The organism is Streptomyces sp. MK7 (assembly GCF_032658145.1).
GTDB lineage: Bacteria > Actinomycetota > Actinomycetes > Streptomycetales > Streptomycetaceae > Streptomyces > Streptomyces spiralis.
This window is the reverse complement of the sequence record NZ_JAVACL010000042.1, coordinates 37,090-61,799: the sequence shown is the minus strand read 5'-3', so window position 1 is coordinate 61,799 and position 24,710 is coordinate 37,090. Positions and strand designations below refer to the sequence as shown.

The 24,710-nt window shown below is 69.7% G+C and carries 21 protein-coding genes and 1 pseudogene; 7 read left to right on the top strand and 15 right to left on the bottom strand.

The window, feature by feature from the left end:
- The 3 genes from R2S09_RS32235 to R2S09_RS32225 all read right to left on the bottom strand — a co-directional run.
- The coding region (locus tag R2S09_RS32235) for a universal stress protein (protein ID WP_316744837.1) at positions 1 to 347 on the bottom strand (347 nt) is incomplete at its 3' end.
- A 172-nt stretch (positions 348 to 519) separates the two neighbouring features.
- Positions 520 to 951 (bottom strand): luciferase family protein, encoded by a 432-nt coding sequence (locus R2S09_RS32230; RefSeq protein ID WP_316744836.1) that lies wholly within the window; start codon positions 949 to 951, stop codon positions 520 to 522.
- Positions 952 to 1,916: 965 nt separating this feature from the next.
- A complete protein-coding gene (locus R2S09_RS32225; protein ID WP_316744835.1) occupies positions 1,917 to 3,176 on the bottom strand; it encodes a hypothetical protein in 1,260 nt (419 codons plus the stop codon).
- A gap of 447 nt (positions 3,177 to 3,623) precedes the next feature.
- Between R2S09_RS32225 and R2S09_RS32220 the strand changes: the two genes are divergently transcribed.
- Positions 3,624 to 4,406: a transposase family protein gene (locus R2S09_RS32220; protein ID WP_316744833.1), complete on the top strand. Its 783-nt coding sequence runs from the start codon at positions 3,624 to 3,626 to the stop codon at positions 4,404 to 4,406.
- A 71-nt stretch (positions 4,407 to 4,477) separates the two neighbouring features.
- Positions 4,478 to 4,723, top strand: coding sequence for a DUF2283 domain-containing protein (locus R2S09_RS32215; protein WP_306192627.1), 246 nt, complete (start codon positions 4,478 to 4,480; stop codon positions 4,721 to 4,723).
- Between the two features lie 460 nt (positions 4,724 to 5,183).
- On the opposite strand, the gene R2S09_RS32210 is transcribed toward R2S09_RS32215, so the two are convergent.
- The 3 genes from R2S09_RS32210 to R2S09_RS32200 all read right to left on the bottom strand — a co-directional run bounded on the left by R2S09_RS32210 (position 5,184) and on the right by R2S09_RS32200 (position 6,853).
- Positions 5,184 to 5,516 carry a hypothetical protein gene (locus R2S09_RS32210; RefSeq protein ID WP_306191836.1) on the bottom strand — a complete coding sequence of 111 codons (333 nt, stop codon included), beginning with the start codon at positions 5,514 to 5,516 and terminating at the stop codon, positions 5,184 to 5,186.
- Positions 5,517 to 5,761: 245 nt separating this feature from the next.
- Entirely contained in the window at positions 5,762 to 5,893 is a 132-nt protein-coding gene (locus R2S09_RS32205; RefSeq protein WP_306191837.1) for a hypothetical protein, read from the bottom strand.
- A 75-nt stretch (positions 5,894 to 5,968) separates the two neighbouring features.
- Complete coding sequence (locus tag R2S09_RS32200; RefSeq protein ID WP_316744830.1) at positions 5,969 to 6,853, bottom strand: hypothetical protein; 885 nt, start codon at positions 6,851 to 6,853, stop codon at positions 5,969 to 5,971.
- A 1,150-nt stretch (positions 6,854 to 8,003) separates the two neighbouring features.
- Here R2S09_RS32200 and R2S09_RS32195 point away from each other — a divergent pair.
- Together R2S09_RS32195 and R2S09_RS32190 are read left to right on the top strand one after the other, a co-directional pair.
- Positions 8,004 to 9,365 (top strand): annotated as a pseudogene (locus tag R2S09_RS32195) (HAD-IC family P-type ATPase); the annotation flags it as partial.
- Between the two features lie 208 nt (positions 9,366 to 9,573).
- A complete protein-coding gene (locus R2S09_RS32190) occupies positions 9,574 to 9,951 on the top strand; it encodes a cation transporting ATPase C-terminal domain-containing protein (protein ID WP_316744840.1) in 378 nt (125 codons plus the stop codon).
- Positions 9,952 to 10,636: 685 nt separating this feature from the next.
- Here R2S09_RS32190 and R2S09_RS32185 read toward each other — a convergent pair.
- Positions 10,637 to 11,278, bottom strand: a complete 642-nt coding sequence (locus R2S09_RS32185; RefSeq protein ID WP_316744829.1) for a TetR/AcrR family transcriptional regulator — start codon at positions 11,276 to 11,278, stop codon at positions 10,637 to 10,639.
- 101 nt (positions 11,279 to 11,379) lie between these two features.
- Here R2S09_RS32185 and R2S09_RS32180 point away from each other — a divergent pair, with 101 nt between their 5' ends.
- On the top strand, positions 11,380 to 12,372 hold the full coding sequence (locus R2S09_RS32180; protein WP_316744828.1) for a 4,5-dihydroxyphthalate decarboxylase: 993 nt from the start codon (positions 11,380 to 11,382) through the stop codon (positions 12,370 to 12,372).
- 754 nt (positions 12,373 to 13,126) lie between these two features.
- Here the strand turns inward: R2S09_RS32180 and R2S09_RS32175 are convergent.
- The 7 genes from R2S09_RS32175 to R2S09_RS32145 all read right to left on the bottom strand — a co-directional run bounded on the left by R2S09_RS32175 (position 13,127) and on the right by R2S09_RS32145 (position 21,598).
- Complete coding sequence (locus tag R2S09_RS32175) at positions 13,127 to 14,959, bottom strand: L-lactate permease (RefSeq protein ID WP_316744827.1); 1,833 nt, start codon at positions 14,957 to 14,959, stop codon at positions 13,127 to 13,129.
- A gap of 37 nt (positions 14,960 to 14,996) precedes the next feature.
- Positions 14,997 to 16,544: a heterodisulfide reductase-related iron-sulfur binding cluster gene (locus R2S09_RS32170; RefSeq protein WP_316744825.1), complete on the bottom strand. Its 1,548-nt coding sequence runs from the start codon at positions 16,542 to 16,544 to the stop codon at positions 14,997 to 14,999.
- The gene (locus R2S09_RS32165) at positions 16,545 to 17,693 is read right to left on the bottom strand and encodes an FAD-binding oxidoreductase (RefSeq protein WP_316744824.1); all 1,149 of its coding nucleotides are present in this window, start codon (positions 17,691 to 17,693) and stop codon (positions 16,545 to 16,547) included.
- Position 17,694: 1 nt separating this feature from the next.
- Positions 17,695 to 19,185 carry an FAD-linked oxidase C-terminal domain-containing protein gene (locus R2S09_RS32160; protein WP_316744823.1) on the bottom strand — a complete coding sequence of 497 codons (1,491 nt, stop codon included), beginning with the start codon at positions 19,183 to 19,185 and terminating at the stop codon, positions 17,695 to 17,697.
- Positions 19,186 to 19,352: 167 nt separating this feature from the next.
- Complete coding sequence (locus R2S09_RS32155; RefSeq protein WP_306191847.1) at positions 19,353 to 19,493, bottom strand: hypothetical protein; 141 nt, start codon at positions 19,491 to 19,493, stop codon at positions 19,353 to 19,355.
- Positions 19,494 to 20,461: 968 nt separating this feature from the next.
- Positions 20,462 to 21,118: a GntR family transcriptional regulator gene (locus R2S09_RS32150; protein WP_316744821.1), complete on the bottom strand. Its 657-nt coding sequence runs from the start codon at positions 21,116 to 21,118 to the stop codon at positions 20,462 to 20,464.
- A 66-nt stretch (positions 21,119 to 21,184) separates the two neighbouring features.
- Positions 21,185 to 21,598, bottom strand: a complete 414-nt coding sequence (locus R2S09_RS32145) for a hypothetical protein (protein ID WP_316744819.1) — start codon at positions 21,596 to 21,598, stop codon at positions 21,185 to 21,187.
- Between the two features lie 850 nt (positions 21,599 to 22,448).
- Here R2S09_RS32145 and R2S09_RS32140 point away from each other — a divergent pair.
- Together R2S09_RS32140 and R2S09_RS32135 are read left to right on the top strand one after the other, a co-directional pair.
- Positions 22,449 to 22,718, top strand: coding sequence for an STAS domain-containing protein (locus R2S09_RS32140; protein ID WP_316744818.1), 270 nt, complete (start codon positions 22,449 to 22,451; stop codon positions 22,716 to 22,718).
- Between the two features lie 301 nt (positions 22,719 to 23,019).
- Complete coding sequence (locus R2S09_RS32135) at positions 23,020 to 23,697, top strand: pyridoxamine 5'-phosphate oxidase family protein (protein WP_316744817.1); 678 nt, start codon at positions 23,020 to 23,022, stop codon at positions 23,695 to 23,697.
- A 318-nt stretch (positions 23,698 to 24,015) separates the two neighbouring features.
- Here the strand turns inward: R2S09_RS32135 and R2S09_RS32125 are convergent, their stop codons facing one another.
- Positions 24,016 to 24,663, bottom strand: coding sequence for a HEAT repeat domain-containing protein (locus R2S09_RS32125; protein ID WP_316744815.1), 648 nt, complete (start codon positions 24,661 to 24,663; stop codon positions 24,016 to 24,018).
- Between the last annotated feature and the right edge of the window lie 47 nt (positions 24,664 to 24,710).

Below are 24,710 nucleotides of genomic sequence, written 5' to 3'. Positions count from 1 at the left end.
GAACGGGCCCGCGTGCCGATGACCGCCAGCGTCGCCTGACGTGACTTGCTCTCCAGCACCTGGCGCGGGCCACCGGTTACCACGGACCGTGTGACTTCGATGCCCGGTGCAGCTGTATGGGCCTGTTCCTCGGAGCGGACCAGCGTCCCGTGCGCCATCGGTTGCAGGCCGAAGTGGGCCGAACTCCACGGTGCCGCGCCAGGCCGCGGGTGCATCGAGGCGCGGCCGAAGGCGTGGACGATCCACAGCGGCACCCTGCGTAGCTGCGCCTCACGAGCCGCGAGGACGACCGCGTCGAGGCTGGACGCAGACCCGTCCTGCACACCGACGATCACGGGATCACTCATGGCTCACTCCGTCTGGGACATCGCGGACGAGTGGCTGCTTCGCCACCCATTCTCGGTACGGCCGTCCGCTTGGGCCAGGGCCGTCCGGCTGTTTGCTGGGCGGCTGCCTCGTAGCCTTTCCTCGCGTCGCCTCCCGCCGCCAGGAGGGCCCGGCAGACGGGTCGCGACGCCGTCAGACGCAGCGGGCACCGTGCCCGCAGAGGTCAGGTGGCGTACAAGCGGATGTCGCCGTGCTCAGACGGTCCGCGCCCAGGAGGGCAGCGCTCACCAGAGTGGCGAGCAGATCGATGTCGGACGACACTTCGAGGCGCACGGCCACCCAGCCGGATGCCGGGGAGAGGGCGACCGCGCTGGACCGGCGCAGTACGGGCTGGAGCTTGGCTATCAGGGGACGAGTGAGATGCACTTCGGCCTCGCAGTCCCCGTGGAAATGCACGATCTCAGTACCATCTGCGGCACACAGACAGCGCCGCTCCCCGCAGGAGCCACGCCCGCGCGAGAGGGCCGACCAATCCATCAGGCGTTGGTCCGCCAGTTCGGCCAGATTCACGCTGTCAGCGTGCACCAGTCGCACACCGGCGCACAGGGCATCTTCCGCCTTCATGCCGTTCTCCCGCTGTGCATCGGTCGGGTGCCAGACACCGAAAGCGTAGGTGGACGGTGGTGCGTCGATGAGGTGCTCCGCGCCGCTCGGCTGATGGTATGGCGGTTTCCGTGGTCGCGGGGTCGGCAGGGAGGCATGACGGCAAGTGAGGGGCGACGGTGGCGAGCGCGGCCAGTCGGTGGGAGAGCCGGCTGCGCGGCGGTTGGTGCTGCTCGAGCAGGCGGTCGAGACGATCGGCACCGCTTCGGATTGGGCGGACCACGTGCGAGGAACTGGCCCGGTTCTTGTGTCGTCACCTGTGCGACGCGGCATCCGTGGAGCTGACGGGTGGGGCCGGGGACGCCGGCCGAGCGGACGTGGCCGTCTGCGCGGTTGACGATTCCGACGGCCTACTCGGGAGCCCGGGCCCTGGCACCGCGCCTTCCGTCGGGGCACAGGACGAGGGACAACCGATCGCCTCTTCGGGCGGGCCGCCGTACACCCTCTCGGTTCCGCTGAGCAGCCAAGACCGTCTGTACGGCACCGCTGTCGCGGTGCGCGCACGGCTGCCCTTCACGCACGAGGACTCGGCCATGGCACACTTCGCGGCGCGTCTGGCCACCGTTCACGTCCGGCATGCCCGCGATTACGCCCAGGTGCGCGCCACGGCGATGTACGCGGTGCCGGGGATGCTCAGGACCGCGGTGAGCGACCCGCCCCAGGGGACAGTGTGCCGCTCACCAGTCCGTCATGGACAGGCGGCGACCGTGACGGGGGCTCGGAGGAGTGGAGTGTATGGAGGGGCGGTGCGCGGCTTCCGGCGCTTACACATCCGGTGGGAACGGCGCGACGACATCCACGAAGCGTTCCCGGCGTCGCCACCTGCTTGATCACACACCGACACGTTGGTCAGGAGGACCTGAGGAGGTGACGTGACCGGCCACGGAGTCCGTTCCGGAGCGCGTGGCCGGGGTCCGGTCGGCAGGCTACAGCTGCGGCTGTGACATCCGCTGCCAGCTGAAGGGGCCGTACGTCGTATCGGTGAGGGGGTAGTTGGCGTTGGGGTCAACAGTCAGTTTGAGCCATTCCAGTGGTGTGGTGCTGCCGTGTACGACGATGCGGTGGAAGTTGGCGACGTTGTAGTACGGGTGCTCGTTCCACGCGTTGTTGCCCGTGTCGTGGCCGCATACGCTGGCGTCGGTGGCCGGGTCCGTCTCGCCGGTGCACGTCGCCGTGGACGACAGGGGGTTGTCCGAGCGGTACAGGTGCGAGTCACCGTTGAGCATGAGCACCGGACGGTTGAACTCGGTAGTTTTCGCCGCCACTTCGCTGATGACGGGTTCGTAGTTCGTCAGGTGGTCCTTGCTCTTGCCGTCGAGGTCCCACATGTCGGCCTGCGTCGAGATCACTACGGCCTTGGCGTGCTTGGCCTCGGCGTCGGCGAAGGCGGCATCGAGCCAGCGGACATCGGCCGCGGTCCGGTCGTTCCGTTCGTCGGTCTGCGCCTGGGTCGCGGTCGGCACCTTGTACCAGGGGTCGGTGTCATTGTTCGAGCCGCCGGGCACGTTGATGGTCACGAAGACGATGTCGTTCTGTGCCCATCTCACGTTCTCGGCGTACTGGGCGTCGCCCGGGTGGTTCGGGTCGTAGGCGGTGGCCTGGGAGACCACGTTCAGTGTGCCGCTGCCGAGGGTGTGGCCGGGCTGCGCGAAGAAGTCCTGGCGGATCTTCGCGAGGTTGTCGAGCGGGTTGCCGCAGCGGTAGCTGACGCAGTCCGCGGGGTTGGTGGACAGACCGCTTGTGCCGATGTAGTTGATCGCGCCGGCGGCCGGATCGTAGAGGCCGCCGCCCTGGCCGGGCGAGGTGAGGCTCGACGCCTTGTGGCAGTCGGCCCACTCGTTGTCGCCCGGCGTGTAGACGAGCGGTTTGGTGAAGGTCTGCCACGCGGTCGCGATCGAGGCGTCGTAGTCCTCGGTGCAGAACTCCTTGCCCGAGTGGATGTCGCCTGTCTGGATGACCTCACTGACCGTGGGATCGCTGTTGATGGTACCGATGAACGCCAGCGTCTTCTGGAACTGCGAGGTGTCGGCGCTCTGGCCCGCGGGCGCGTACGCCGACTTGCCGTACGGCGAGTCTCCGAACACGGCGAGCGTCAGTGGGCTGCCGGCCGCCGATGCGGTGGCGGCCGGCAGTACGGAAGAGGCAAGGCCGACGGCGACGAGCGTGATGAGCCCGCGCTTGAGCATGCGTCCCAACGTGCGTCCTCTCTCAGGTCCGGTTGAGGGGGGCGCTCCAGTGGACTGGATCGGAGCGAGCGCGGGATGGCATCAACGGCCACCTGGAGATGACGAGCAGGCAAAATTCGGGCGATGTCCCCAGGCCGGTTTGCTCCCGGCGTGACTCAGACACCATCCGCTTTCCGAACGTGATCGCTTGGTTGGGCTGGGTGGGAATGAACTCCGGCTGACGGCGGGAGAGATGCGGACGGTTCGTTCGCTCGCATCGCTTGTGGAGGCGGCTGGTGCCGTCGGTGCTCGGTCTGCTGGAGGCCCGGGAGAAGGAGGTGCGGGAAGAGGTCGCACGGTTGCAGGAGGAGGCCGAGCGGGTGCAGGCCGCGCTCGGCGAGGCGGAACGCGCGCTTCAGCGTCTGGTGGATGCCCGTGCAACGGTGACCGAGGTACTGGCCGAGCCGCTTGTCGCGGTGGCGGAACCAGTGCGGAGTTCCATCCGCGATCGATCTGTCCACTTCGAGCCTGGGGTATCTGACCCGCCACCTGTACGCTCACCGCCTGCGCACCGGAACCCGCTGGCGTCGGCTCACCGCCGGGCGCCAGGCCCTGCTCGTCCTCGCGCACCTACGCTGCGGGGACACCTACGCCCAGCTCGCGACAGGCTTCGGCATCGGCATATCCACGGTGTACCGCTACGTCCGCGAGGCCATCGAGGTCTTGGCCGCGCTGGCGCCCACGCTCGCCGACGCCGTGCAGACAGCGAGGACCAAGGCGTTCGTCATCCTGGACGGAACCCTGCTGGCCATCGACCGCATTGCCGCGGACCGCCCCTTCTACTCCGGCGAGCACAAGCGCCACGGCATGAACGTCCAGGTCCTCACCGACCCGTTCGGACGCCTGCTCTGGGTCTCACCCGCGCTGCCAGGCGCCGTCCACGACATCAAGGCCGCCCGCGCCCAGGGCATCATCGAAGCGCTTGCGGAAGCCGGCGTCAGGACTTGGGCGGACAAGGGCTGCCAGGGAGCCCGGGGCACGATCCGCGTGCCCTACCGGGGCCGCTGGAGCACGCTCCCGGCCGGCAAGCGAGCGGTGAACTCCTGCCACGCCAAGATCCGCGCCATCGGCGAGCAGGCCAACGCCACTCTCAAAGGCTGGCGCCTCCTGCGCAAACTCCGTTGCAGCACCACCCGCATCACCGACATCGTCAAGGCCGTCCTGGCCTTGCGACTCGCAGGGTCGGTCTGAGACCGGCAAGGCCGCTCACAGTGCGAACGAGGAAAATACCGACATCAGCTACACCAAGGAGCCGGCTCACCGTGGCGGAGGTCAAAGTCACCTATGACAAATCCGTGGACGCAGCGTACGTGTACTTCACCGAGCCCCAAGCCCGAGTGCACTCCGCGAGCATGTACGCCTGCGACCCGGTGGACGTCGACGGCATGATCAACCTCGACTTCGACGAGGAGGGCCGCCTCATCGGCATCGAAGTGTTGGCGGCCAGTTCAAAACTGCCCGAGTACCTGCTCCAGTCCGCAGAGCGACTGGACACCGAAGGCGCATGAGCGGTCGAGCATGGCAATCGCGGCCAACCTGCCGCAGGTTGGAAAAGGCTCACTGTCCCGGATCGAACGCCAGGTGACCAAGCCGACCGTGCCCTGGGCGTACGGCGGCCCGGTGTCGGGCTCGTCGGCTGCGGCAGAGGCCCGCGCCCGAAGGATGGATCTTCACCCCGTGGCGTCCCGGAACGCCACCCGGAGTGCTGCTTCACCTCTTGGTGGAGGAGGGAAGGGTGGGGAGGCTGGCGTCACTGTCGCCCGCCTGGCAGGGACGCGCCACCCGGCCCCCTTGACCACCGTTGGCCCCTGAAACAATCGCCCGCATCGCCCCGAGACCCGCGAGATGGTCGAAGCTCTGCCCCAGCCACATGCGAAACGTTCCGCGTGTCATGTGGCTTGTGACGCAGGTGGGGCCAGTGGCGGACAGCCTCGGGACCCACCGCCGTTCACGGTGTGAATCCGTCAGTCACGCCATCGCCGTTTGCGCGGGCTGGGCGGCCTTCCTCCGGGTGGAAGGATCGGTGCTGGGCTGCCGACGCTGCTCCTCCACCTGCTCGGCTCGCTTCCGTGCCGCTTGCTCGCGCGTGATCACTTCGGTGGCGGCGCCGATGGCGACAGCGACCGGCCACTCCAGGGCTCCGGCCACGGCCATGCCGCCCAAGACCCCGTAGCAGGTCATTTTGCGGAGCGAGGGGAACCGCGAGGTGGCTCCACGAACTCCCTTGAACATGTCGCCCGGGGTCACATACGGGATGGGAATCCGGGGGTGCGCAGTGTGCAAGTGCACCACCTTGCCCATCGGGCCCGCCTGGCGCTGCCCCTCCCCCGGGCGGCGCTCCGTAGCCGCCTCGGGGGCCTGCTGCGTCTCTTCTGCCGTTCGAGGCGTCTCACCCGGGGGCGGTGGTGGTTCTCGCCGTGCCTTTGGGGGAGTCATCTTGTCCTCCCGTGGTGGGGAGCTCGTTTCCCTTCGGCCACGTTCCATGTTTGGAGGTCGATAAACGCGGACCAGGTGGAAGCATGAGGTGGTCAGATACGCATGACCGATCAGGCGTGCGCGGTCGCCGGCTGCCGGCCGGCGGTGAACGTCTTCCAGAGCTGGGCGGACAGGCGAAGCAGCGCGGCCTCCAGCAGGGCGACCGCCACCTGGGTCAGTATCTTGGTGAGAATGTGCGGCATGATCGGCCGTCTTTCATGAGGATTGTGCTGGGGACCTCTCCTTTGTCCGGTCCCACGGCATCTGGCAGGCGGCAGTCACATGACCTGAAGGTGAACTCTCTCTTTCCGGGGTGCCATGTTCCCCGCCTCGGCCGACGGGGGACGTCTGTCACCACGGTGCGTAATACCCCGGATGCCGTCGCCGACGTCAGCGCGATCGTCCAGCCCGTTGAGCCCAGGGGGTCGGCTGCCGAATAAGTGGCTCAGCCCGGGCACTGTCACGATCATGCCCCGCATCATCAGAGATGTCATCACTGCTGCGGCGACCACCGGGTCGCGGCCCGCGTCCTGCAGCCCCTGAAACAACTGGGATGTCACCAGGCGAGCAGGGCGACGGCGCCGCCGCGCCCCCGGGTTCCGGTCGCCCCGGCGACCGCGCAGGCCGCAGTGGCCGCCGCCGTGGTGACGGTGGCACACAGCCGGATGTGGGGCGTGAGAGCCGCGGCGAGCGAAGCCTCGGGGCCCCTCCGCGCGTAGTTTCCCCGCGCGGTCGGCCGGCGGCCGGGCGGCGATGTTCATGGCGGGCACCATGTCCGTGAGCAGGTTGACCAGGAGCAGCTGGCGGGCGTTCGGCGCGCTGTGCCCGGTGAGCAGGCTGGTTGCCAGGGTGAAGGCGATCTCCCCGAGATTGCCGAGCAGCACGCCCGGCGCCTTGCGCACCGAGACCCACATGGCCCGGCCCTCGACGATGGTCTCGATGCGGCCGTTGGTGACCACCACGTCGGCGGCGGAGCAGGCCGCTGGAGTCGCCCGGGAGTCGAACGCGATGCCGACGTGGGCGATCCGGATGGCGGGCGCGTCGTTGGCGCCGCCGCCGGTGACGGCGACGATCCAGCCGACTGAGCGCAGCGTGGTGACGATGCGGACCTTGTGCGCCGGGGTCACCCGGGCGAAGACCATGATGCGCGGCAGGGTCCGCACGAGCGCGGCATTGTCGAGAGATTCAAGTTCCGTCCCCGGTCGTCAGCTGCCGTTCCTCCTCCGACCGCGGTTCCCTCGCGCGCGATGGTGTCCGGCGCGGCGACCACCGCGACGACGCGCTCCAGATCGGCCTGCGCCTTGCAAGCGACGTACACGCAGCCCAAGTGCCGTTCACCCCGGCACGGCATATCCTCGGCAACCCCGCAGCGTGGTCTCCGCCACGCGTATCGCGCCCGCCGTCTCGCGCCATACCGGGCGAAGGACCTCGATATGCACGCCGCCGGGCGTCCGCCAGAGCCGGGGTGCATGCACGGCGCGCACGGGACCGCGGCGGTGCCCCGAAGGTCGGCGCACGGTCTCGTTCAGTGTCGGGGGCCCGTGTGGTGCTCGGGCTCGTGGCGGTGTGCCGGCTCGTCCAGACGGGTGGGCCTATTTTGTGGCTTTTATCCGTTTTTGCGATGCTCTTCTTCTCTGACGCCTGCGGCGCCGTGACGGTCCTGGACATGTTTGCGTGGACTGCGTCCCGGCGAGTGGGGTGCTGTTGCAGGACGAGTGAGAGCAGGAGTTGCCGGTGCCACCGTGGAGCGGGCTTCCTCTTTCCTGGCTGGGCGTGGTTCTCCAGCCGATTCCGACCGCGTTCACCGCGCCCGTGGGAGCGGCCGCGTCGGCTGCCGGCTCGGCGCGAGCCGCGTTGGCCGATACGGCGCAGAGGGGGCGACGCGCGGTGGGCGATGTGGTCGCGGGCGTGCCGGCCGGGCTTGTCGAAGCGGTGAGCGTGCTGCTGGACGCGGGTGCGGACCGTGGGCACCGGCGGGTGTGGGCCCGGTCGGGCCGGGCGCACATTGAGGTGCGTGGACTGAGTGGGTGCGGTGAGCAGCATGAGCGGCCGGCTCACGAGGTGACCGGTGCGCTGTGCGGGCTTCAGGGTGTGGCATGGGCGGAGGTGAATGCGGCACTGGGACAGGTGGTGGTCGGTGTCGAGGAGGACCGCCTGGATGTGGGCGCCCTGCTGGAGTTGGTGGAGAGCGTGGAGGAGGCGCACGGCTGTGGCGGGGAGCCGTTCGCGGGCGATCGTCCGCATCCACCGTTCGACACCGTCCCGGCCGTGCTGGCCGGGGCGTCGCTGGTTGCGGACTCCTTGGGGCTGCTGATGGCCGCAGCCCGCCGGGTGACGCCACTTCCCGTGCTCTCTCCGGTGCTGCGGGTGCCCGTCGTCATGGTTGAGACTCAGCCACGGCTGCGCAGGATGCTGGAAGGCCGGCTGGGGCGGGCACACGCCGAGATGGTGCTCGGGGTGGGCCAGGCCTGCGCGCATGCCGCGACGGCGGGTATCGCACCGCTGGTCCTGGACGGGGTCCAGAGCGCGTGGCAGTTGGCGGAGATCCGCGCCCGGCAGGCGGCGTGGCGGCGGCTGGAGAGGGAGCTGGTCGGCGTGGCGGCGGCTGGAGAGGGAGCTGGTCGGCGTGGCGGGGGGACGGTTGCCGCGGCACGCGCCAAAGCGACAGCCCCGGCCGGTGCCGCTGCCAGCCGGGCCGGTGGAGAAATGCGGAGAACGGACCTCGCCGGCCTCCCTGTTGGGTGCGGCAGGTGTGTGGGCCTGGGTCCGCAGCCCCGAGGCCGCCGCGCAGGCGATCCTGGCCACGGTGCCGAAGGCCACGGGTATGGGGCGGGAGGCGTTCTGCGCGCAGGTGGGCCGGGACCTGGCCCGGGACGGTGTGGTCCCGATGGACGGGGCGGTGCTGCGGCTGCTGGACAGGGTCTCTGCTGTGGTGATCGACTCGTCGGTCTTGTGCACGGCTCACCCGAGGCTGCTGTCGGTGACCGCCACGGATGCCGCGGACGGCCTCGACGAGGCCGCTGTATGGGCCGCCGCGCAGCCGTTGCTGGCAGACCCGCGCACCGCCTCGTAGGGCGCCTCGCGGGCGGCGGACTGAGGGTCCTGGCCGTCGCCCAGCGCACACCCACCACTGCGACACACCCAGCCGATCAGCTGGCCGAACTGGTCGATGAGATGACCCTGCTGGGCTTCCTGGCGATCTCCGACACTCCCCGGCCCGGGGCGGCCGAGACCGTCAAGCGGCTCACCGCCGCGGGTGTGCGAGTCATCATGATCACTGGTGATCATCCCGCCACCGCCGCGGCCATCGCCTGCGACCTGGGCATCCCGCAGAACGACACCGTCCTGACCGGGGCCGACCTCGACGCCCTGCCCGAACCGGAACGCATCGAGGCGACCGACGGGACCGCGGTCTTCGCCCGCGTCTCCCCCAAGCACAAGGTCCGCATCGTCCAGGCGCTGCAGCAGACCGGGCACGTTGTCGCCATGACCGGCGACGGAATCAACGATGCCGCCGCAATCCGCCTGGCCGACGTCGGCATCGGACTGGCCGCCCACGGCTCCACCTCGGCCCGCGCCGCGGCCGACCTCGTCCTCACCGACCTCGACCCCAGCCGCATCCTCGATGCCGTGCACGAGGGCCACGCCCTGTGGCACAGCGTCCGTGACGCCGTCGCGATCCTCCTCGGCGGCAACGCCAGCGAAGTCGCCTTCACCGTGCTCGGCACCGCTCTCTCCGGACGAGCCCCTCTTGGCACCCGGCAACTGCTCCTGGTCAATCTCCTGACCGACATGCTGCCCGCGCTCGCCGTCGCTATCGCTCCCTCCCGCACGCCCCGGTCCGGCGACACCCCCCCATGCCGCCAGACCGACTCCCACGCTCCTGGGACCCGAACTCGCGCGCCTCCTCGCCATCCGTGGCACCGCCACCGCACTCGGCGCCTTCAGCGCCTGGCAGACCGGGCGCCTCACCGGCCGGCCACGCCGCGCCGGCACCATGGGCCTGGCCGCCCTCATCACCACGCAGCTCGGCCAGACCCTCATCACCGACTGGCACAGTCCCCTCGTCCTGGCCACCGCGGCACTCTCCGCCGCCACCCTGATCACCATCGTCCAGACCCCTGGTGTCAGCCACTTCTTCGGCTGCACCCCGATGGGCCCCGTCGCATGGACCACGGTCACCGTCTGCGCCACCACAGCCACCCTCGCAGCGGCGGTGCCCCCTCGCTTCCTGCCGCACCACGCCCCCGAGGCCCCGTGAACGACACCGCTATGCAGGGCTGATTGACCGGTGCGATTCCCTTCCTGAACTCACCGGCGGCAGACGCATGACGCAGGAAAGTGTCACCTCTCACCGTTGAAGCGCTCCGGTACCTCGCTGCTTCAGGCACCGGAGTCACTCGTACACCGTGTGGCGTCGTACCCATTGCGTACCTCCCGAGCGGACAACCACGGTCAACAGCGGTGCCCGTCAGGCCGATGCCCCTTCATGACCTGGAGAACGGGCCAGAGGGCGATGTCGACCGGACCGGCCCGTGGGGTACCAGCTATGCCGGCGGGCACGCCATCCTGTTGGGTGCGACCCACCGCCCACTGCGCGCCGTCGTCTCCAAGGTGCCGATCATTAGCGGGTTCGAATAGGACCTGTCTACTGCTCACGGCGGCGCGTCACGAGGGCCTGGAGGGCCCGGAAGGAAAGGTTCGGCGAACGCTCACAGTGACCGCATCGCGAACGCATCCCAATCCCAACTTTGGTAATAATACGGCTAGTTGTGGTCGTTCATTGTGATCATCCCAACCCGGACCCGGCCTGGGCGCCACTCCCCCACCGCCGTCCGTGGCCTGTCAGCGGAACACCACCGCGGAGTGGGCCATCAATGGCGCCGGCGGATGCGGGGGTGACGCATCCGCATGTGCAGCAGATTTCCGCCTGAACTGGGAAACGCTCACCGCGGAGTGTTGTCCGGGCGCTCGGCTCCGTCGAGCAATCCCCGGACGGCGTCGTTGAATCCCGCCGTGTCGGCCAAGCCGAAGGCCACACGCTGGAGCAGGAATCCGTGCAGCAGACCGATCAATACCCGTGCGCCACTCTCCGGCTCCACGGCTTGGACAGCGCCCGCCGCTTGTCCGCGGCGCAGGGCGTCGGCGATGCTGCGACGGACCCTTTCGAAGCCTTCCAAGGCGCGAGCCTGCAGGCCGTCGTTGCGCAGCAGTTCCGACCAGGTCTGCACGACGCACTGCAGCAGTTCCTCGACCGGCACCACCTGCCCTGCAGCGTCCGTGACGGTCTCGGCACTCAGCGCCTGAAGGGAGGCGGCGAACAGGTCGCCCAGGGAAGGGGCGTCAGCGGCCACGGCCACCCGCTCCATGGGCTCGAAGATCAGCCGGAAGGCGTCTGCGGCGATGGCCAGGATGATCTCCTCCTTGCTTGCGAAGTAGCGGTAAGGGGCACCCGCGGAAACGCCGGCTGCGGCGGCGATGTCCGGCATCGAGGTCTGGTGGAAGCCGCCCCGCGCGAAACACCGGCGCGCTGCCGCCACGATCTCCGCATGCTTGGCTTCCCGACGCTCGGGCGTGATGCGCGGCATATGGCCCGCCTCCCTCAAAGTGAATGATCATTCATCTTGACATCGAACCATATCGGACCCATCGTGAAAATGAAAGGTCATTCACGGAAGCGAGGATCTTGATGAGCATCGAGCTGACCATCGGCACCTACCGGTACGAGCACACCGAGGCGCTCTTTGACGGCCGCGTGAAGATCGACGGGGTGGACGCCACCCTTGAGACGGAGCCCCTGGTCTCGGACCTCTTCCGACACATGCTCGAAGGCCGCTACGACATAGCGGAACTCGGCTTGACCTACTTTCTGCGTACCTTCGACCTGGCGGACGCGCCATTCATGGCGCTGCCGATCTTCCCTAACCGTAACTTCCGGCACTCCGCCATCTTCGTGAACACCGAGGCGGGGATCGAGAAGCCGCAGGACCTCGCCGGCAAGACACTCGGCGAGTTCGCGCTCTTCGGACACGACGCCGGGGTCTGGCCCAAGGGCATCCTGTCGGACGAGTACGGCGTGACCGTCGACCAGTGCCGCTGGGTCATCGGCGGCACCGACCATCCCATCCCCGCGTTCGACTGGCTCCCGCAGCCGGTGCCGGACGGCGTGCACGTACGGCACGCCGACGACGGCCAGACCCTGGGCGCCATGCTCGAGTCCGGAGAGATCGACGCGCTCATCTCGGTCGACGTGCCCCAGGCCATGTTGCGGGGATCGACGAAGATCGCCCGGCTCTTCCCCGACTATGAGAACGTCGAGCGCGACTACTACCGGCGCACTGGGATCTTCCCCCCGATGCACATCGTCGCGGTCCGCAAGGACCTGGTGCACCGTTCCGAGGATCTGCGCTCGGTCTACCGCGCCTTCGTCAAGGCCAAGGACCTGGCCGAACGCAAATACATCGAGGACGCCGCGAAGCAGCACATGAGCCTGGTGACACCCTGGTTCAGCAGCCTGTTCGAACACAACCGCAGCCTGTTCGGCGAGGACTGGTGGCCCTACGGCATGCGCGCGAACCGCAAGGCGGTCGACACCTTCCTGCGCTACCACCACGAGCAGGGCCTCTCCAAGCGCCCGCTGACCAGTCGCGACATCTTCATCCCCGAGTTCCTCGACACCTAGTCGCACCGATTAGGGGGCCAAAAGCACCCACCGGTCCCGCAAGGACACCGTGTTCCATCGCGATGCCTTCGCCGGCAACTGAGACCCGTACAGGGCGGCATGGAAGGCGGCGGCAAGCTCGCGGGCCCGCTCCTCACTCCGCACGCCGTGCAGCATGAAGTACACCGGACCTACGTGATCCACGCCGGCTTAAGGCGCTGAACAGGTCCTCCGCCAAGGTCTCCCGCGAGCGTAGGAGCTCTTCGACCCGGGACTGCTGCGCTGTGGCTGGGGTGCCAGCCGCCGCAGCCCGCACGAGGGCGCCTTGTAGTCTGGCCGCGGTCGGTGTACGTGTACGACGTCACCTTCGGGTCGGTGTCCGTCTCGCTCTTGCCCACCGAGACCGTCTTGACCAGTTCACGCAGGTCGTACGTGTGGATGCGGTCTCGAGGAGGTCGCAGGCGAGCGGCGCGTCGGCCTGGCTGCGCAGGGAGTCGGCCCAGGTCGTGCTCCTACGATGGTCGCGACGGAGCAGGCCAGGAGCAGCGGCCGCACTCCAATAGATCGATGATCAAGGCTGTGACCTGGGCGGATGTTTTTTCGCACCCGCAGGCATGCGCAACGACGCACCCGCTGCCTCGCCCGGCCGTATGCCCTCCCACAGTGTCGTGGCGAGAAAGGCTCCTGCTCCAGCCCGCATATGTGTGCGGGCCGGAGCGGGAGCGGCGGGCGGCGGGTCCCCGGGGGCAGCGGCGCCTGGGGGCAGGGTGCCCGGTCAGCCCCCGGTCGTGGCGTGCGGGGTGACGACCATCCAGTCCAGGATCGGAGTGCTCTGAAGGTAGACGAGTACGCACATGAAGGCCAGGAAGACCAGGCTCCAGACGATCACCCGGCGGAAGAGGATGCCCTCGCGGCCCTCGAAGCCGACGGCAGCGGCCGCGATGGCGAGGTTCTGCGGGGAGATCATCTTGCCGAGGACGCCGCCGGAGGAGTTGGCCGCCGCCATGAGGGTGGGTGACAGGCCGGCCTGGTGGGCGGCGGTGATCTGGAGTGCACCGAACAGCGAGTTGGAGGAGGTGTCGGAACCGGTGACCGCGACGCCGAGCCAGCCGAGGATCGGCGAGAGGAAGGCGAAGGCGCCGCCCGCGCCCGCCACCCAGAGCCCGAGGGTCGTGGTCTGGCCGGACTCGTTCATGATGTAGCCGAGCCCGAGGACCAGCATGACGGTGAGGATCGCGAACTTCAGCTGGTCCAGGGTGCGGCCGTACGCGCACAGGCTGCGGCGGACGCCGACCTGCAGCAGCAGCATGCTGAGCACCCCGGCGATCAGCAGCAGCGTGCCCGCCGCCGACAGGTAGTTGAGCTTGAAAGTGGTCGCGACCGGGTCGCCGCCGGCGTTGGTGATGTGCAGTCCCGGCCAGTTGACGATGTGCGTCACCGATTCGATGCCGGTGCCGGTGTCGCCGGCCTTGGCCGGGGCCTTGCCGGTGATCGCCGGGACGCGGGTGGCCAGCACGAACACCACGATGATCGCGAGGTAGGGCGCGTACGCCTTGAAGATGTCCAACGGCGAGTCGCGGGTGGGACGTTCGGTGTCGGAGCTGACGCGGGTGAGCAGGTCGGAGTCGGAGGAGCCGCTGTACTGGCCCTCGCCGCTGCCGCCCGGCAGCCCGCCCCGGGAGTCGGGTCCCGTGCCGTCGCCGGTGCGGCCCGCAGCGCCGCGGCCGCCGTCGGCCGCGTTGCCGAAGCCGTCGGTGTCGGTGTCCGTCTCCGTGTAGGTCTCGCTGGCGTGCCACAGGCGGGTGAGCAGCAGCAGGGCCAGCGCGGCGGCCAACGCGGCGATGATGTCGGCGAGTTGGACGGACCAGAAGTTCGAGGACAGGTACTGGAAGACGGCGAAGACGACACCGCAGAGCACCGCGGGCTGCCAGGTCTGCCGCAGCCCGCGCCTGCCGTCCACGATGAAGACGAGCGCGAGCGGTACGAACAGGGCGAGCACCGGTGTCTGCCGTCCGACCATGGCGCCCAGGTCGTCGACCGGCAGACCGGTGATGCCCGACAGCGTGGTGATGGGCACGGCGATCGCGCCGAAGGCGACCGGTGCGGTGTTGGCGACCAGCGCGACGCTTGCGGCCTTCAGCGGCCGGAAGCCCAGGGCGATCAGCATGACCGAGCAGATCGCGACGGGTGTGCCGAAGCCCGCCAGCGCCTCCATCAGGGCGCCGAAGCAGAAGGCGATGATGATGGCCTGCACGCGCTGGTCGTCGCTGATCGACGCGAACGACCGGCGCAGGACGTCGAAGTGCCCGGTCTCCACGGTCAGGTTGTAGACCCAGATCGCGTTGATGACGATCCACATGATCGGGAAGAAGCCGAACGCGGCACCGAGCAGCCCGCTGTTGAGGGCGTCCCCGAGGGGCATCGAGTACGCACCGGTGGCGATGACCACGGCGACGACCAGCGAGATCAGCGAGGCCAGCCACGCCTTCATCTTCAGAACGCCGAGCAGCACGAACAGCACGAGCAGCGGGAGGATCGCGACGAGGGAGGACAGTCCGAGCGAGTCTCCCAATGGGCGGTAATCCTGTTGGTAGTTGGCAAGGAGCATGGTGCACCCTTTTTCTACGACGCTGGAGAGGACGGGTTCACGCCACGGGAGGGCTGCTCCGTGGTGACGGTCTCGGGGTGGTGTCGTACGGCAGGACCGTGCCGGGGCCGTCGAGCGCTCGTGCGAGCATCCGGTCCACGGGGACGCCTCTGATCGAGGCGTCGAGCACCTGCACGGTGTGGGCCACGGGCATCCGTTCACCCATGCGGGTCAGGGTGGTCGCGACCTGCATCCAGCAGCCGGGATTCGCAGTGACCATCACCTGGGCTCCGGTCGCCAGCACGGCCTTCGCCTTGCGCTCGCCGAGTTCACGGGCGGGCTCCGGGTGCAGCAGGTTGTAGGTGCCCGCGCTGCCGCAGCAGATCTCCGCCTCCGCCAACTCCCGTATTTCCAGGCCCGGTACGCCGCGCAGCAGGTGGCGGGGCTGGTCCCGGACGGACTGGGCGTGGGAGAGGTGGCAGGCGTCCTGGTAGGCAACGGTCATCGGGAGGGGGTGCCGCGGGGCCACCGGGCCGAGCTGGTCCAGGAGTTCGGTTATGTCCATGGCCTTGGCCGCGAGGGCTTCGGCACGTTCGGCCCAGCCGGGCTCGTCGCGCAACTGGTGGCCGTATTCCTTGAGGTTGGACCCGCAGCCGGCGGCGTTGACGACGACCGTGTCCACGCCCGCCGCCTCGAACGTCTCGATGACGGATTTGGCGAAGCGCTCGGCCTCGGGGGCCCGGCCCGCGTGTGCGGACAGCGCCCCGCAGCAGCTCTGGCGGCGCGGCACGATCACGTCGCAGCCCTCGGCGGCGAGCACGCGTACGGTGGCGGCGTTGACGTCGGGGAAGAAGGTGCCCTGGACGCAGCCGGTGAGCAGGCCGACGGTGCGGCGTCGGGTGCCGACGGCGGGGGTGTGCTCCGGCAGTTTGTCGACGTGGCCGAGCTTCGGGGCCAGCGATTCCATGGCCTGGAGTGGGCGCGGCAGCCACCTCAGCACTCCGGCGCGGGCGAGCAGCCGTCCGATGCCGCTGGCCTGGTAGGCGCGCAGCGGTCCGCGCAGGGCACGCAGGCGGCGGGGGTAGGGGAAGAGGTGGTAGATCAGGGCGCGCAACAGGCGTTCGCCGCGAGGTCGTCGGACCCGGCGTTCGAGTTGGGCGCGGGTGCTCTCGATGAGCTTGTCGTACTGCACGCCCGAGGGGCAGGCGGTCATGCACGCCATGCAGCCGAGGCACTGGTCGAGATGGCGGACGCTGTTGGCGTCGAAGGCGTCGCCTTCCAGGCCACCCTTCATGATGTCGATGCGTCCGCGCGGGCTGTCCATCTCCTCGCCCCACAGCACGTAGGTGGGGCAGGTGGGCAGGCAGAAGCCGCAGTGCACGCAGTCCCCGATCAGCGCGGCGTCCGGCGGGTGGACCGCGTCGAAGGGGCTGCCGGGGGGTGGCGCGCTGGCCGGCATGCCGAGTGCGACGGTGGCGGCGCCGGCGCTGGGTGCTACGGGGACGCCGAGCACGGGCGGCGAGGCCGGTGCGGTGGCCGGACGCTCCACCGTACCGTCTGCCGAATTCCTTGCGGGTAGCGGCCCGTTGGGGGTGTCCGCGGTCATCTAGAGTCCTCCGAGCAGTCGGCCGGGCGACAGGCGCCGCTCCGGATCGAACCGGTCCTTGACCCGTGTCATGAGGCCGAACGAGTCACCGACCGGCCCCCAGTGGTCCGGTGCGGCGCGCGCCGCGTCGTCGGCGGCGATGACGACAGCGGAGCCGTCGTACGGCGCGATCGCCGCCCGCAGCGCCGTGAGGTCGGTGTCCGGCGGCACCGCGAAGTACCCCACCCCGGAGCACGCCGAGACGGTGCCCGAGGCGCCGTCCGGCAGTGCGTCGAGCACCCGTGGCAGCGCGAAGGGCTCGTAGGCCAGCCGCAGGACGAGGGGGCCGGCGGGCCGGATGCCGAACCAGGCGGGCGGCCTATCGGCCGAGGTCCCGGCGCCGAGCAGGGCGATCGTGGCCCGGATCTGCGCCTGCACGGAAGCGGCGGTGCTCTCGAAGAGCACCGCCAACTCCCCTCCGTCCGGGCCCCAGTGCAGTTCGACGGCGGTGGGGGTGAGCGTGGAGCGGGAGAGCAGCGCGGCGTGTCGCCCGGCCTCCGCCGCGTCGTGCACGGGGACGGTGACGGCCCCGCTGGCCGGTGGCAGCGGGTGCAGCCGCCAGGTCGTGGAGGCCAGGACGCCGAGGGCGCCGTGTGCTCCGGTGTAGAGCTTGCCGAGGTCGTATCCGGCGACGTTCTTGACGACCTTGCCGCCGGACCTGGCGACGGTGCCGTCCGCGAGCACGACGGTGACGCCGATGAGCAGGTCGCGGGCGGTGCCGTAGCGCAGGCGGCGCGGTCCCGAGGCGTTGGCGCTGACGATGCCGCCGAGGGTCGCGCCGGGTTCCGGCGGGTCGAGGGCGAGCATCTGGCCGTGTTCGGCGAGCTGTTGTTGCAGGGCGGCGAGCGGGACGCCTGCCTCGGCGACCACGACGAGGTCGCCGGGCGCGTGCTCCACCACCCGGTCGAGCCTGGTCGTGCTCAGCAGCAGATCGCAGGAGGTGGGCGGGGCGGCCCAGCCGGTCTTGGTGCCGGCGCCGACCGGGACGACGGTGCCGGTGGTGGACCGCAGGACGTCGGCGACTTGCGCGGTGGTCGTCGGCTCGACGGCGTCGGCCGGTACGGTGCCCGCCACGGTGACGGCCGGGCGTATGTGATGTAGCGCGGTCATCTCAGAACACCTCACCCAGCGCCGGGTCGTGCGTGTCCGCGGCGGTGCGCACCCCGGGCCGCTCGCCGCACAGCCGGGGTGTCGGGAACTGCTTGCCGGGGTTGGCGATGCCGTCGGGGTCGAAGGCGCAGCGCACGCGGTGCATGGTGTCCAGGTCGTCGGCGGTGAACTGTCGGGCCATCCGGGACTTCTTCTCCAGGCCGACGCCGTGTTCCCCGGTGATGGAACCGCCGGCGTCGACGCACAGGTCGAGGATGGCGAAGCCGAGTTCCTCGGCGGCGTTCGCGGCGCCCAGGACGGTGTCGTCGAAGAGGATCAGTGGGTGCAGATTGCCGTCGCCCGCGTGGAAGACGTTGGCGACGCGTATCCCGGCGGACTCGGCGAGACGACCGACCTCAGTGAGGATCTCGGGCAGCCGGGTGCGCGGGATGACGCCGTCCTGGACGTAGTAGGCCGGGCTGATCCGGCCGACGGCGGCGAAGGCCGACTTGCGGCCCTTCCACATCAGGGCGCGCTCGGCGGCGTCGCGGGCAATCCGGGTCTCGAACGCGTGGCGTGCGGTGGCCAGTTGTTCCACCTGGTCGAACTGCTCGGCCACCTCGACCTCGGGGCCGTCGAGTTCGATGACCAGGACGGCGACCGCTCCTTGCGGATAACCGCAGTTGACGGCGGCCTCGGCCGCCTCGATGGCGAGGGCGTCCATCATCTCGATGGCGGCGGGCACGATGCCCGCCGCGATGATGTCGCTGACCGCTCCGGCGGCGTCCTCCACGGTGTGGAAGCCGACGAGCATGGTCCGTACGGTCTCCGGGGCCTGGATGGTGCGGACGGTGACCTGGGTGGCGATGCCGAGGGTGCCTTCGCTGCCGACGAACGCGCCGAGCAGGTCGAGGCCCGGGTGTTCGGGCGCGGTGCCGCCGAGGTGCACCACCTCGCCGTCGGGCAGGACGACTTCGGCGCCCATGACGTGGTTGACGGTGAAGCCGTACTTCAGGCAGTGGGCGCCGCCCGCGTTCTCCGCGACGTTGCCGCCGATCGAGCAGACCTGCTGCGAGGACGGGTCGGGCGCGTATGCCTGGCCATAGGGCGCGGCCTCCCGGGTGACCCACAGATTGATGACGCCGGGCTCGACGACGACACGGGCGTTGTCGGGATCGACGGCGAGGATACGACGGAGCCGGGAGAGCACGATGAGCACTCCGTCGGCCACGGGTACGGCGCCGCCGGACAGTCCGGTGCCGGAGCCGCGGGCGACGAAGGGGACACCGGCCTCGGCGCACAGCCGTACGGTCTCCACCACGTCGTCGCGGTGGGCGGCGAGGACGACGACGGCGGGCCGCACCCGGAAGTTGGTCAGGCCGTCGCATTCGTAGGTGCGCAGTTGGGCGGGGTCGGTGAGGACTTTGTCGGCGCCGATCCGGGCCCGCAGCCGGGCCGCGAGCCGTAGCGCCTTGGGGGTGGACCGAGCCGCGTCGGCCGGGACGGCGGTCATCGCGATCTCCTCCGCTGTGTTGCCTGGGCCGCTCTGGGTGCGGCGGCCGGGAAGGTGGGTAGAAGGAGAGCCCGGGCAGCGACCATCCGTCGGCTGCCTCCCGGGAACCCGTAGCCGTCATCGGCGACATGCCCTTCGGCGTGTCGGATGACGTGTCCGATGGCCGCCTACTGGTCGTTCTGGAAGCCGAGCGCGGTGCCGCCGACGTAGGCCACCGTCTGCGGGTGGCCGTGGTCGTACACGGTGGACAGGAAGGACAGCGTGCCGGGGGGTGCGGCCGGGAGCGATGTGGCAGCAGCGTCGATCACGGGACCTCCTTGAACCGTGACGAAGCAACAATTAACGAGAAATTCCGTAATTTGAAATGCAGGGATCGCGATACGGAACCTAGGCCCTATGCGTCTATGAGTCAATGCGTCGTTGCATCTATGTTTCGTTTGAGCGGCGGCCCTCGCCGTGAACGGGCCGGCGCATCCACGCACCGGGCGGCGCCGCAACACAGACGCGGCCGTCCAACCGCCCGGCGGCGTTCGATCACCCCGCCCGGACGGCGGCAGCTCCACCTGACTAGGGCGCGATCCTCGGCCGGCGCCGCAACCTCATGCGCCGCCGCCACGCTGATGTCACCCGCCGCGCGATCCGGACCCTCGTCCTGCGCCTGGCCCGCGAAGACAATCGCTTCCCGCCGCGACTCCCCCAGGTGCCCTGCGGGATGTCCGGCCCACGGGCGAACGCCCGGAACCAGCGGGCCGGGCCGACCACGGCCACGGCCCACCGCATCCGCGGTTCCGCTGCGGGCTGCGGCTGTACGCCGTTGCACACACCGCGCGACTGCCGACGCGGGCGCCGGCCGAACCCGAGCCCGGCGGGTACGAGGCACCGGCCGCGATGCCTCAGGCCGATGCCGAACCGGTGCGCGGCGGACCGGGCCTGCTACTGATCAGCGACCAGGGCCTGACCTCGAAGGCCTTCCAGCGGCCACTGCCCGAACCGGCATCACGCTGCTGCGACCGCCGAGGAAGAAGGAGATCCCGCAGGCAAGCTGATGCCCGACAAGGCCCGCCGGCCGGTCCGGTCGGCCGACGAAACCCTCAAGGGCCGGCTCGACCCGGAACAACACAGCGGGTGAACCGCCGACGGCGGCGCCGTCCGCGACGCCCCGCACGTACTCCCCCTGGCCGCCGCGTTCGGGCACACCCTCCGGACCGGCCGGCCGTCCAGCAGCTCACCGACCGCGGATGGCCAGTGCCCATGTCCGGAAAGACCCGTCCGACGCTCACCCCCCGTGCAGAACCGCTGCCCGAGTGCCGCCCAGGTGCTCGCGCAGCGCCTTGCGGTATCCGGCGATGTCGCCGCGTTCCAGCAGGTCCACCAGCTTGATGTGCTCGCGGTTGGTCGTGCTCAGCCGGTCGTGGTCATGCGCCACCGCGGACAGGCCCATGCGCTGCTGCCGGTCACGCAGTCCCGCGTAGAGGTCGAGGAGTATCGGGTTGTCCGCGGCACTGACGATCAGCTGGTGGAAGGCCTGGTCCGCGGCGACGAACCCCTTGCCGTCGCCCGCCTCCCGCAGCTGTGTCTGTTCCTCGATCCGCGTACGCAGGACCTCGACAAGCTGCGCGAGCGCCTCGTCCCCCAAGCGGGCGATCTTCTCCGCGGCGAAGGACTCGATCAGTTCCCGCGTCTCCAGCACGGCCTCCACCTCCTTGGCGGAGACGGGAACGACCACCGCTCCCCGCTTCGGATACAGACGCAGCAGCCCCTCGGCCTCGAGGCGGAGGAACGCCTCACGAACGGGCGTACGGCTGATGCCCAGGGCCTGAGAGATCTGCCCCTCGCTGATCAGGGCGCCGCCGGCGAGAACGCCGTCGAGGATCTGGGCCTTGGTATACGTGTACGCACGTTCCTTTACGGGGACACCCCTGCCCAACGTCATCCCCTCCTCTGCCTCTTGGATTCATTCTTCCATCCAAGAAGACCGACTCACCACAAGGACGCCGTCTTAGTAGGTTCTGCGGCGCAGGCTTTGCACGAAGAGCGGCACCGACAACAGGAGCAGGACGCCTTCGACAGCCAGGCTGACCAGCCCGAGCGGCTCCGTCCAATTGCCGATGTCGTCGCTGTAATCGGGCAGTCCCGGCCCCCTGGAGAGGACGTAGCCCAGCAGGGGGCCGACGGCGACCGCGGCTGCCAGCAGCCATCCCGCTCGGACGAGACCGAAGAGCAGCAGCACGGCCGCGACCACGGCCGCGATCTCCAGGACGTGGTAAGCGACGCCGACATAGTAGGGGTCTCTCGTCGTCGTGATGCCGCCCTGGTCCACAACGTGGATGGCAGCCACCGCGAGACACAATAGAACTCCCGCCCACCTGGCCGTCCAGGTGGCCTCGAGCGTCATCGCAACGTGGTGTGACATGCGGAGGTACCTTCTCCTTCCTTCGGCCGCGCGTGTCCGCCGTACCGCGATCCCGCCGAGCCGGTCGGCTCCACGCCTTCAGCCAGCCACCTTCGCGCGAGCTCGCAGATCATGGCCCCGCATCGGGCGCTGACGGGCAGATCCACGAGCCTGCGCGATCCCAGGGGCGGGCGTAAGGGGCCGTGATCACTCGCGCCCAAGCAGTTCCCGGCGAAAGTTGCTAGGCCGACCGCGCGACTTGCTGACAGGCCTCACGTGGCGCCGAGGCGCCCCTCGAACCCACGGGCCTGCGGATCCATGCTCATCGACCGCAGCCGCCACAGGACGTGCTGACGGAGCGGTCCGCGAAGTCCTTGGTCTCCGGTCCACTCCGCTCCGAGTCACTAGTAGTTGTCAAAATCAGTAACCATGGTCACCGTGGTCGCGGTCACCAAAATCGCGGTCGCGGTCGCCGTGGTCCTCGTGGTCACGGCTCAGAGCGGGGAAGAGAGCCTTGAAGATCGCCAATGGCGTTCCCCTTGTACGCCGAAGGCATATCGAATATGTTCGAGGGTGATACGTACCTGGTTGGGGATTAGATGGCATTTTGAGTAAAAAGACGGCAAACGCCTGCCGGGCCAGATGCTGGCGCTCTGGTCACCGGCTCGACCGAGCCATCGGGACGCCGTCGATCATGTGGGACGACCACCCCGTCGCCAATCTTGGCCTCTGCGCCTTCGGCACGAGCCGCCCACCCCGGGGAAGCTTCAGGCGGGCGGCTCCGTCATGTTCAGGCCACCCAACCGACCCTCCTCCGGCAGCTCTGCCGGAGCCTCTTCCTCTCGGAACGCAAAATCCACCCGGTACGGCATTGCGCACCACCACGCCCGAGACCCGTGATCACGTCACCCGCCTGCCCGACAGGGGCAGGCACCGCCTCGTCGTCGACCTGACGGGGGTGCCGTTCATGGACTCCTGGGGTCTCAGCGCACCTGTCGGCATCCGTAACCGGCTCATCGTGGACGCCGGTGTGCTGCGGCTGGTGATCACGGAGATGGGTGTCCGCAAGATCTTCCTGGTCACTGGGTCCGAGGGCCACGTTTTCCTGATGTATGACTCAGCGGAAGCGGCGATGACATGAAGGACTGGGGGCGGAGACACACGTCGTCGGCGAGGACGAGCGGGACTGCGGCCGCGGCGACGACGAGTGTGCGCCACGGCTGCCGTAAGACGGCTGGGCGGGTCGCCCGGTAGGTGCGCCGGTCCACGCGCAGGCATGAGCAGGGCGCTCCCGCACGCACAAGGGAGGGGGCCGTCCGGCCCAAGCGGACCGCCACGAGGCCGTGCATGCTGGATTTACGGGGCAGTACCCGGAGCTTGCCATGGTGACCCGGCGGCAGGAACCGGCCGGTTGGGGAAGCCCCGACGAGGAGTGAGGGACCATGGCCGAACAGACACCGTCGCATGTCACGGACCAGCCTCTGCAGGGCGACCTCGGACGGCGCATCGAACGGCGGCGCAGGGAACTGGGGCTCACCCGGGAGGAAGTCGCGTTCCGTGCCGACATGACCCCAAGCCGTGTCGCGCACCTGGAGCAGTTCAGCACGGCGGCACCGGATGCGGGCACCCTGCTCCGGCTGGCCGGAGCCCTGCGGACCACTCCGACGGAACTCGGCGGCGGAAACGTCGACCTGCCACCCGGTATCGGGCGCGCCGCTCGCAGTCCCCGCCTCACCGAACTGAACGAGGAGGAGTGCCGCGGACTGCTCTCGACGCACGGCGTGGGTCGCCTGGCGGTGCCCACCGAAGGCGCACCGGTCATCGTCCCCGTCAACTACTCCATCGTCGACGACGCCGTCGTGTTCCGGACCCGGGCGGACTCGGTGCCCGCCCAGGGACGCGGCCGCGAGGTGGCCTTCGAGGTCGACCGTGTGGACGACGCGTTGAGTCAGGGCTGGAGTGTCCTGGTACGCGGGCGCGCCGAAGCCGTGACCGACCCCGACTCCGTACGCCGCTTCGTAGAGCGCGCCTACAGTGAGCCGTGGGCCGGAGGGGAACGCGACCTTTGGATGCGGATCGAACCCACCGCGGTCACGGGGCGCCGCATCGACACGTGGTGAGCTTCCCCGGCAGGCGCCCGAACAGGTCCGCCGCATGCCTCTGGCCTGTCGGACCTCCCGTCCCCGTCGGCCCGGCAGGCTCCCGAGTCTCGCCGCCGAATGGGCCGCCGCGAGGCCCCGCGCCGATGACGGGAGTCGCCGTACCACAACCCAGCCCCGAGCGGTCCGCGTGCCCCGCAGGGCCGGCCCAGCGCCTGCGACGCCGGCCAGGGACCAGGAGATGCGGCAGATCATCGCCGAAGGCTTCAAGGACGTGTATTTCCAGGACTGCGGAGCCCGCGCCATGGGACTGTCGGACTTGGCCATCAACGACATCGACTACCTGGATCCCGACTTCCGGATTCGGAGAACCGCCCAGCTGCTGCCCCGCCTGATCGCCGGACGTGCCCGCGGCCCGCTACCGGTGGGTGGCCGGCGGGCGACCCCTCGACGGTCGGGCCGACGGGGCGTCTGGGACTGGACCGGGAACCGGCCCGCGCTGTCCGGACAGCTGAGGCTCAGCTGTGTGTCGTGCCCGCCGCGCCCGAGCTGGGCGGCGAGCAGCGTGCCCAGGGCGGGCTTGTCGTCCTCGGGCACGAGCACGACGGCCGCCCGCCAGGCGCTCCTGGCCACCTCGTCGTCCGCGTCGCACAGCAGTGCCTCGGTCATCGCCGGCCACGCCTGCCGGTCCCGGATCTCGGACAGGGTGCGCAGCGCCTGGCTGCGCGCCTGCGCCCGCTCCGAGCGGAGTTCGCGCAGCAGCGCGGGCAGCGTCAGGGACACGGGGTGGCGGGTGAGCGCCCAGGTCAGCATGTCGCGGACGAAGAACTCTGGTTCGGCCGCGCAGCGCTCGACGAGCTTGCCGACGAAGCGCGCCTCGAGCGCCGTGCCGACCGCCAGAGCGGCCCGCAGGCGCACCGGCGCACGGTCGTCGTCCAGGCCGCTGAGCGCTCGCATCGCATCCGTGTCCTGCTGCGTCATGGTCATCGGGACCACCTCCATGGGCAGCGGTGAACACCTTGTCACGGTGTCAA